The following is a 7,060-nucleotide window of genomic DNA, read 5'->3' on the forward strand; positions in this document are numbered from 1 at the left end:
CACGCAACCGGATCCAACGGAGGCAAGACCCGGTCACCGACACCACAGAAGGATCGTCGACATCCGCCGATGGGACCAGATAAAAAATCGCCACGAGGTGAACGTCGACGGCATCGCTTGAGACGAACGCCGACTGAACCGAACGTCTACCGTCCGCCGGTGAAGACCCGGCGGACGGTGGCGCGGGGCCTGTTACTCAGGCCGTCAGCTCGGAGTAGGCCGCGGCCAGCAGCGCCGGATCCGGGCCCTCGAGGCGACCGGGTTTGGCCAGCCCGTCGAGCACCACAAAGCGCAGCACCCCGGCGCGGGTCTTCTTGTCCCCGGCCATGTACTCCAGCAGCTGCGGCAGGGCGTCGGCGTCGTAGCTCACCGGCAGACCCAGCAGCTGCAAGACGCTGCGGTGCCGGGCGGCGGTCGCGTCGTCGAGCCGGCCGGCCAACCGGCCCAGTTCGGCGGCGAACACCAGGCCCACCGAGACTGCGGCGCCGTGGCGCCAGCGGTAGCGCTCCCGCCGCTCGATGGCGTGGGCCAGAGTGTGGCCGTAGTTGAGGATCTCGCGCAGCGCCGATTCCTTTTCGTCAGCGGCCACCACTTCGGCCTTCACTGCGATCGAGCGCCGGATCAATTCGGGTAGAACGTCTTTCGACGGGTCCACCGCGATCTCGGGATCGGCCTCGATGAGGTCCAGGATCACCGGATCGGCGATGAAACCGGCTTTGACGATCTCGGCCATCCCCGCCACCAACTCGTTGCGCGGCAGCGTCTGCAGCGTGGCCAGGTCGACGAGCACCGCTTTGGGCTGATGGAACGACCCGACGAGGTTCTTACCCGCTTCGGTGTTGATCCCGGTCTTACCACCCACCGCGGCGTCGACCATGCCCAGCAGGGTGGTCGGCACGTGGACCACCGAGACACCGCGCAGCCAGGTGGCCGCGGCGAAACCCGCCACGTCGGTGGCCGCGCCGCCGCCCAGGCTCACGATGATGTCCTGGCGGCCAACTCCGATCCGGCCCAGCACATCCCAGATGAAGCCCACCACCGGCAGGTCCTTGCCCGCCTCGGCGTCCGGAATCTCGACCCGGTGCGCATCGACCCCGTTGTCCACCAGATGACTCCGAATAGATTCGGCCGTCTGGGTGAGCGTCGGCTGGTGCAGGATTGCCACCTTGCTGGCGCCGCTGACCTGCTCGGCCAGTTCGCCGAGCAGTCCGGTGCCGATCACGACGGGATACGGCGGGTCCACCGCCACCTCGACGACCACCGGGTTGTTCTCAGTCATTGCGTGCCTCCGCGCGTCGCGCCGCCAGTGCGGCGGGAGTGGCTGGGGTGGGGGGTGTTTCGGTCTGGTCGGGCGGTGAGCTGTCTTCGGCCGGGGAACGGTCACAGCGCGGCGGGTTCGGTGACAACCGCCATGGGGGACGGCGCCGGCGCCGGGACGGCTTGGGGTTCGGGTTCTCCAACCGCGTCACCAGATACCGCACCACCGCGCCGGGATTGCGGCGGTTGGTGTTGATCCGCATGGTGGCCACCCGCCGGTACAGCGGAACCCGTTCCGACATCAGCTTGCGGTACTTCTCCGCGGCATCTCCCCCGGCCAGCAGCGGTCGCACGGCTCCGCTGGTGGTACGCCGAATACCTTCGGCGGCACCGATTTCCAGGAAGACAACGGTATGCCCTGCAAGTGCCTCACGCACGCCGGGCGATGTGACCGCACCGCCACCGAGAGACAGGATGCCGTCGTGTTCCTGCAGGGCCGCCCGGATGACGTCTTCCTCGATGCGCCGGAAACCCGGCTCACCGTCGGTCTCGAAGATCTCGGCGATGGTGCGGCCCGAGGTCTCGACGATCTTGACATCGGTGTCCAGCAGCGGCACCCCCATCGCCTTGGCGAGGCGCCGACCGATGGTCGACTTGCCCGATCCGGGCATACCCACCAGAACAGCTTTGGGAGCCATGGTCTACCCGGACGCCGTTGCCGGTTCGTTTGTCGGTTCCTGGTCGGCCACAGCCTGCAGGTACGACTCCACATTGCGCCGGGTCTCAGGCAGTGAATCGCCGCCGAACTTGTCCAGCACCGCACGCGCCAGCACCAGCGCCACCATCGTCTCGGCCACCACGCCCGCGGCGGGAACCGCGCACACATCGGAACGCTGATGGATGGCCACTGCCTCGTCACCGGTGGCCATGTCGACGGTGGCCAGTGCCCGCGGCACCGTGGAGATCGGCTTCATCGCCGCGCGCACCCGCAGCGGCTGACCATTGGTCATCCCGCCTTCGAGGCCACCGGCACGGTTGGTGGAGCGGATCACACCGTCCGGGCCGGGGAACATCTCGTCGTGTGCCTGGCTGCCGCGGCGGCGGGCGGTCTCGAAACCGTCGCCGATCTCAACACCCTTGATGGCCTGAATTCCCATCACCGCGGCCGCCAACTGGCCGTCGAGACGGTTGTCTCCGCTGGTGAACGAGCCCAGTCCGATGGGAAGGCCACGCACCACCACCTCGACGATGCCACCGAGGGTGTCACCGTCCTTCTTGGCGGCTTCGATCTCGGCGATCATCGATGTCTCGGCTGCCTTGTCGAATGCCCGCACCGGGCTGTCGTCGATCTTCTGCAGATCGTCGACTTCCGGCGGCGGGCCCGCGTAGGGCTCGGAGGCGCCGATGGAGATGACGTGTGAGACCACCTCGACACCGAGTGCCTGGCGCAGGAATTCACGGGCCACAGTGCCCGCAGCGACGCGGGCGGCCGTCTCGCGGGCGCTGGCGCGCTCCAGCACGGGGCGAGCGTCGTCGAAACCGTATTTGAGCATGCCCGCGTAGTCGGCGTGGCCGGGTCGCGGCCGGGTCAGGGGCGCGTTGCGGGCGGCTCCGTCGGCAGCGAGCTGCTCTTCGGTGACCGGGTCCGAGGCCATCACGGTTTCCCATTTCGGCCATTCGGTGTTGCCGATCTCGACGGCGATGGGGCCACCCAGCGTGCTGCCGTGCCGGACCCCGGCCAGGACGCTGACCTGATCTTTCTCGAATTTCATCCGCGCGCCACGCCCATACCCGAGTCGACGACGGGCGAGTTGGTCGGCAATGTCCTCGGAGGTCACCTGGACACCGGCGACCATCCCCTCGATCACAGCAACCAACGCACGACCATGAGATTCACCGGCAGTGGTCCAACGCAACACGTGTCCCATCTTCCCATGGCGGTTTCCCCAACAGGTAATCGGCGATCCGGGACAAGATGGTTAGGATCTCTATCCGATGACAGCCGCCGACCACCCCCAGTCGCGGCTGCTGATCCCCACCTTGATTCTGCTCACCACGGTCACGGGCGTGGTCAGTAGCCTCGGCGCGCCACTGGTACCCACGATCGCCGTCGAACTCGGCGTCTCCCTGGGCGCCGCCCAGTGGACGCTGACCGCCTCGATGCTGGCCGGGGCCGTCGCCACCCCACTGATGGGTCGCTTTGCGGTCGGCGCCCGGCGCAGACCGGTGGTACTCGGAGGTCTGCTGCTGGTGGTGGCGGGCACGGTGCTGGCGGCGATGGCTCCCGCTCTGGCGGACATCTCCGATGATCTGGCCCTCGGCCTGCTGATCGCGGGCCGCGTCGGTCAGGGCATGGCGTTGGGCCTGGCACCGTTGGCCATGGCGGTGGCCCGCGAGATCCTCAGCCCGGAACGGATCGGTCCGGTGATGGCGGCGCTGTCGGTGGGCACGATTGTCGGGGCGGGGCTGGGCTACCCGCTGACGGCGGTGGTGGCTCAGCTGGGCGGGGTCGCGGCGGCGTTCTGGTTCGGCACCGTCCTGACCACCGCCACCCTGGTGCTGACCTGGCGCGAATTGCCCTGCGCCGCGCCGGTTCCGGCGCCGCGGGTCCGGACCTCGGAGGCGCTGCTGCTGGCAGTGGCGACATCGGCGCTGCTGCTCGGGATCAGTCAGACCACCACCTGGGGCTGGACCGACGGGCGGACGCTCGGCTTGTTTGTGCTCGGCGGGCTGGCGTCGGCGCTCTGGCTGCGGCTGACCCTGTGCCACCCCGATCCCCTGGTCGACCTGCGGCTGGCGTTCGGCGGGGCGGCGGCCGCACCCAACATCACCGCACTGCTGGCCGGTGCGGGCATGTACATGGGTCTGACGCTGCTGATGGTGCTGGTGCAGGTACAGACCCCGGCCGGGTGGGGTCTGGGCCAACCGGTGGCGATCGCCGGGCTGATGCTGGTGCCGTACTCGGTGATGAGTGTGTTGGGTTCGCGGATCTCGCTGTGGGTGGGCCGCCGCGTGGATCCCAGCCGGGTCCTGCCGGTGGGGTGCGCCATCTATCTGCTCTCGACGGTCCAGCTGATGTTCGCCCATGACCATGTGTGGCAGGCCCTGCTGTCGATGGCGCTGGCCGGCCTCGGCAGCGGAAGCACCTTCGCCACCCTGCCGGTGTTGCTGGTCCGGGCGGTGCCGACGGCGGAGACTTCCAGCGCGCTGGCCTTCAATCAGGTGCTGCGCTACATCGGTTTCTCGGTGGGTAGCGCCGTCGGCATCACCGTGCTGTCGCTGGTCAGCGGTCCGGTGCCCAACGAGCACGGCTTCGTGGCGGCCATGGCCGTCAACGCCGGGCTCTGGCTGCTTGCCATCCTCGTTGTCCTGGGCGCGGTCTCGGGCCGCCGCCCCGGTCGGCGCGTCACAGGCTGACAAGCACCGACAGCGCGGTCGCCAGACACATCGACGGCCCGTGCGGCACCACCCGGGCCCGGGACACCACACTCCAAAGGATCGTCAGCAGCGGCGCCGCCAGCGCGGCGAGCAGCCAGGCCGCGGTACCGAACACTCCGGTCAGCGCCCCCAGCCCCAGCGCCAGCTTCACGTCACCGGCGCCCATGCCACCGATCAGGAACGCAACCAGGTACAGGCCGCCCAATGCTGCGGCACCGGTGAGCGCCGCTGCGCCGTGGCCGCCGAAGACTGCGACCACCAGGATGATGACCGCACCCGGCAGCGTCACCGCGTTGGGTAACCGTTGCCGGCGGATGTCGATGATGCTCAACGCGGTCAACCACACCGCCAGAACCGCGCCCGCCGCCAGCTGTGCCATGGCGGCACGCTAATCCAGCACGGCCGCCATCTGTGCTCGCGGAGCCGGCCGGCCTGTGAATTGTTCGACCTGCGCGAAGGCCTGGTGCAGCAGCATCTGCAACCCGCCGACCACCCGCCCACCGGCAGCGCTGACAGCCTGGGCCAGCGGTGTCGGCCAGGGTTCGTAGATCGCGTCGAGCAGCAGCGGCGCGCCGGCCATCGCAGTGGCCAGGCCCGCGGCCGCATCGGCGGGGATGGTGCTGACCACCACCGCCGCCCGGCTCACCTGCCGGGCCAGTGCGTCGCCGTCGAGTGGGCTGTAGGAGGCGTCGATACCGACTGCCGTCGCCAGTTCCAGCAGCCGAGAGGCTTTCTCGGGATCGCGGGCCGCCACCGTCACATGCCCGGCGCCGAGCTGGGCCAGGCCCACCAGCGCGGCGGGCGCGGTGCCGCCGGAACCCAGCAGCACGGCCCGACCGGCGACGGGTTCGCCGATCGCCCCGGCCACCCCGTCGACATCGGTGTTGTCGGCGCGCCAGCCCGCGGTGGTCCGCACCAGCGTGTTCGCCGAGCCGACCAACTCCGCACGCTGGGTGTGTTCTGTCGCGTGGCGCAGGGCGGCGAACTTACCGGGCATCGTCACCGACAGCCCCACCCATTCCGGCCCCAGGGAATCGACCAGCGGGGGCAGGTCCGCGGCGCTGCATTCGATGCGTTCGTAGGTCCAGTCGATCAATCCGAGGGCGCGGTAGGCGGCCAGGTGCAGCTGCGGGGATCGCGAATGAGCGATCGGCTGCCCCAGTACTGCTGCCTTCCGCACCGGGGGCCTATCGGGCACTGTCCAGGACGCCATTGCGGCGGGCGATCTCGATGGCGGCCAGATGGTCCTCGTACTCACGGGTGAACAGGGTGGTGCCCTGCATGTCGATGGTGACGAAGTACAGCCAGTCCCCCGGTTCGGGATGCTCGGCGGCGGCCAGCGCCGTGGCGCTCGGGGAACAGATCGGCGTGGCGGGCAGGCCCAGCGAGGCATAGGTGTTCCACGGTGTCACCCGCGCCCGGTCCTCATCGGTGGTGGCGATCTCCTGGCGGTCCAGCGAGTAGTTCACCGTGGAGTCGAACTCGAGCTTGCGATTTGCGGCCAGCCGGTTGTAGATCACCCGCGCGACCTTCGGGAAGTCGTGCGGCAGCGCCTCCCGCTGCACCAGTGAGCTCACCACCAGCACGTCGTACGGCGAGATGTTCATCGCCGCGGCGGTGGCCAGCAAGCCACTGGCCTCGTAACGCGCGCCGCTGGCCGAGATCAGCGATCCGAGGATCTCGCCGGGCTGGGCGGACGGGTCCACATTCCAGGTGCCTGCGGCGATCAGCCCCTCGAGCCGCCGGTGGTCGGTGCCCATCGCGGTGACGGGTTCAACCGCCCACACCGGCACCTGCAGGGTTTCCAGACTGTCCGTGGAGGCGGCGTTGCGCAGGTCGTCGATGGACACGCAGGACCGCTGACCGTCCAGATCCGTACAGGTGGCCTCGGAGATCATCGAAAGAACCCCCGGGGTGACGGCGTTGGTCCGCACGTCGACCATGTCGTCGAGTTGCCGACCCTCGGGAATGGTCAGCTTGCCGACCCGGCTGGCCGGATCGGTCAGCTTCGCCACCGCCGAGGCGGCGGGAATCTCGGTGCGCACGCTGTAGAAGCCGGGTTGGATGGCCTGTATCGCGGGATTGCCCGCAGCCGCGTCGACAAATCCCTGCACGGTGGCCACCACGTCGGCGTCGAACAACGTCTGCCCGATCGCGGTGGTGGAATCGCCTTCGCTGACCTCGATCACGACATCGCTGACGCCGTCACCGGTGAAGTCCGACGGGGTGCCGAACATCGAGGACCAGAGACGGGAACCGAGGAATACGGTGCCGACGACAACACCGATCAGCACGGTGACCGCGAGCACGGCGGTCAGGCGCCGCCGCCGTCGGGCCCGTTCGGCCCGGATCCGCCCGGCACGGG

General features: G+C 69.2%; 6 protein-coding genes and 1 pseudogene. 1 reads left to right on the plus strand and 6 read right to left on the minus strand.

Annotated elements, in window-relative coordinates; translation table 11 throughout:
- Nucleotides 1-196: 196 nt before the first annotated feature.
- The 3 genes and pseudogenes from aroB to aroC all read right to left on the minus strand — a co-directional run bounded on the left by aroB (nt 197) and on the right by aroC (nt 3,176).
- Nucleotides 197-1,279, minus strand: a complete 1,083-nt coding sequence (aroB, locus tag WBB07_RS03760; RefSeq protein ID WP_526304912.1) for a 3-dehydroquinate synthase — start codon at nt 1,277-1,279, stop codon at nt 197-199.
- A 163-nt stretch (nt 1,280-1,442) separates the two neighbouring features.
- A pseudogene (locus tag WBB07_RS03765) lies at nt 1,443-1,955 on the minus strand (shikimate kinase); the annotation flags it as partial.
- Between the two features lie 3 nt (nt 1,956-1,958).
- Nucleotides 1,959-3,176, minus strand: a complete 1,218-nt coding sequence (aroC, locus tag WBB07_RS03770) for a chorismate synthase (RefSeq protein ID WP_526304914.1) — start codon at nt 3,174-3,176, stop codon at nt 1,959-1,961.
- A gap of 76 nt (nt 3,177-3,252) precedes the next feature.
- Between aroC and WBB07_RS03775 the strand changes: the two genes are divergently transcribed.
- Nucleotides 3,253-4,674 (plus strand): MFS transporter, encoded by a 1,422-nt coding sequence (locus WBB07_RS03775; RefSeq protein ID WP_526304916.1) that lies wholly within the window; start codon nt 3,253-3,255, stop codon nt 4,672-4,674.
- Here WBB07_RS03775 and WBB07_RS03780 read toward each other — a convergent pair.
- The 3 genes from WBB07_RS03780 to mltG form a co-directional block, all read right to left on the minus strand.
- Complete coding sequence (locus tag WBB07_RS03780; protein WP_526304918.1) at nt 4,664-5,074, minus strand: prepilin peptidase; 411 nt, start codon at nt 5,072-5,074, stop codon at nt 4,664-4,666. The genes WBB07_RS03775 and WBB07_RS03780 overlap by 11 nt on opposite strands.
- A 9-nt stretch (nt 5,075-5,083) precedes the next feature.
- Nucleotides 5,084-5,908, minus strand: coding sequence for a shikimate dehydrogenase (locus WBB07_RS03785; RefSeq protein ID WP_526304920.1), 825 nt, complete (start codon nt 5,906-5,908; stop codon nt 5,084-5,086).
- On the minus strand, nt 5,883-7,060 hold a 1,178-nt coding region (mltG, locus tag WBB07_RS03790; protein WP_526304922.1), incomplete at its 5' end, for an endolytic transglycosylase MltG. The genes mltG and WBB07_RS03785, both read right to left, overlap by 26 nt.

It is taken from the genome of Mycobacterium sp. (genome assembly GCF_049647605.1).
Taxonomy (GTDB): domain Bacteria; phylum Actinomycetota; class Actinomycetes; order Mycobacteriales; family Mycobacteriaceae; genus Mycobacterium.

Coding starts and splice junctions, on each gene's coding strand:
- aroB (WP_526304912.1), bottom strand. CDS start 1,279: ATGACTGAGAACAACCCGGTGGTCGTCGAGGTGGCGGTGGACCCGCCG.
- WBB07_RS03775 (WP_526304916.1), top strand. CDS start 3,253: ATGACAGCCGCCGACCACCCCCAGTCGCGGCTGCTGATCCCCACCTTG.
- WBB07_RS03780 (WP_526304918.1), bottom strand. CDS start 5,074: ATGGCACAGCTGGCGGCGGGCGCGGTTCTGGCGGTGTGGTTGACCGCG.
- WBB07_RS03785 (WP_526304920.1), bottom strand. CDS start 5,908: ATGGCGTCCTGGACAGTGCCCGATAGGCCCCCGGTGCGGAAGGCAGCA.